The following is a 1,577-nucleotide window of genomic DNA, read 5'->3' as shown; positions in this document are numbered from 1 at the left end:
TTTCAGTGTGCAAATGGGCCATCTCATGGCTTTGGCAGGGACAGGACGATGGTTTTAAACCAGTCTTTCATTACCCCACCCGCTTGGTTTTGCGAGTCAGATACCAAGACCAACACCTGGGAACCGTCTGCTAGTTTAGGACCAAGGCACATACCCTCGAAGTTGGCTATCTCATGACAAAACAAGGAAAGTCGGGTGGTCCACTTCGTCACCAATCGTTTTTTTAGATAAGGCATTGCTTCGTTCAGCGCATCTTCCCCATCAATGGGAATGCCTTTTTGAGGGTGTACCAAAAACAATTTGTTGTTGACAAAAGCACCCAGTTTAGAAGGTGGCGTATAAAATTCGCGCTCCAAAACCAGCACGCTGCCGTCATCGAGTGCCGTAACCTCCGCAACTCCCATACCATAGAGATAAGCTTTCTTGTTTGCTTCCGGTGCATCCATTAGATAGGCATACTGGTGCAAAGGCTGAAAATCAGCACTGAACGATTGCAAGCGTAACCTGTTACGAACTCCATTTGTCGCAGTGGCCTGTTCGCCATCGCCCAGAAGCGTCCCTTCATTACACGTCCAAAAAGTCTGTGTTCGCTCGTTAAAGCTCAAAGATTCCAGCCCGTAATTGCCCCTATCCCGCTGGTAAATGGCAGGAACGGACAGCTGTCTGATCGTCAGATGCCCATCCAGGGCATATTCTTTGATGGTGTTGTCGGTCTCACGGGTGATGTACAAAGTTTTAGATGACGGCACATAAGTAATGGCCTCCATATCCCCGTTTTTGTCTGTGTCACCCCTAAAGCCAAGATTCTCCACATGTAGAACGTCACCAGTAATGGAGTCGAGCGCTATTTTAAAAAGGAAGAAGCCATCCTGTGGCGACTTGTCACTAACCACTGCATACACACTGTCACCAATATAGGTGATGCCACTGTAATTCCCTGCCGGAATTTCCTGTGGGAAACTACGCTGCTCGTTCACTCGCACAACTGTTAGCGTGTCTTGAGCTTTTGCCGAATATACCGCCAACAAGGCGACTGCCATTAAATAAATCTTTCTCATCTTTTACGAATAGGATATAGGCCGAAGCCATGCGAAAACTTGTTTATCTTGGTAAGGCGCAACCCACCATTTGCAAAGATGGTGCAAGCTGAAGCCAAAGGAAACTTGTTTATTTTGGTGAGGCGCAGCCCATCTTATGCAAAGATGGCGCAAACCGAAGCCATAGAAAAACTTGTTTACTTTGGTGAGGCGCAGCCCATCTTATGCAAAGGTAATATATTCCCAGCAACAAACTACAGCTTTTCTGCGAAGATTCACAAATCTTTTGCATACTCTATATATGTCAATGCCATACGAAGTGCACTAATTCTTAGTTTGTTGCCTGCCCTTTCGAAAAATAGACCTTAGGGTAAAATAGAGTTCTTCTTGTATTCTGAACATCCTCCATGAAAATCTTAGTGGCATGTACCCGAATTTATATCTTAACCTTTTGTACAGTCTATTTACCTCAATGCTTTTCCATATTCGATGAAGCTCACTCATGCCCATCGCTAAATCCTCAGCAGAAAGCTGTTGTCT

The 1,577-nt window shown here is 45.4% G+C and carries 1 protein-coding gene; it reads right to left on the bottom strand.

Translation table 11 applies throughout. The annotated features are described in order from the left end of the window. Window positions 1-23: 23 nt before the first annotated feature. Entirely contained in the window at window positions 24-1,058 is a 1,035-nt protein-coding gene (locus HMPREF0650_RS12235; protein ID WP_155813657.1) for an esterase-like activity of phytase family protein, read from the bottom strand. Between the last annotated feature and the right edge of the window lie 519 nt (window positions 1,059-1,577).

This window comes from Hoylesella buccalis ATCC 35310, assembly GCF_000177075.1.
Lineage (GTDB): Bacteria > Bacteroidota > Bacteroidia > Bacteroidales > Bacteroidaceae > Prevotella > Prevotella buccalis.
This window is presented reverse-complemented; position numbering and strand designations above follow the sequence as displayed.

Excerpts from the sequence above, each read along its gene's own strand:
- HMPREF0650_RS12235 (WP_155813657.1), bottom strand. The coding sequence starts at position 1,058 with ATGAGAAAGATTTATTTAATGGCAGTCGCCTTGTTGGCGGTATATTCG.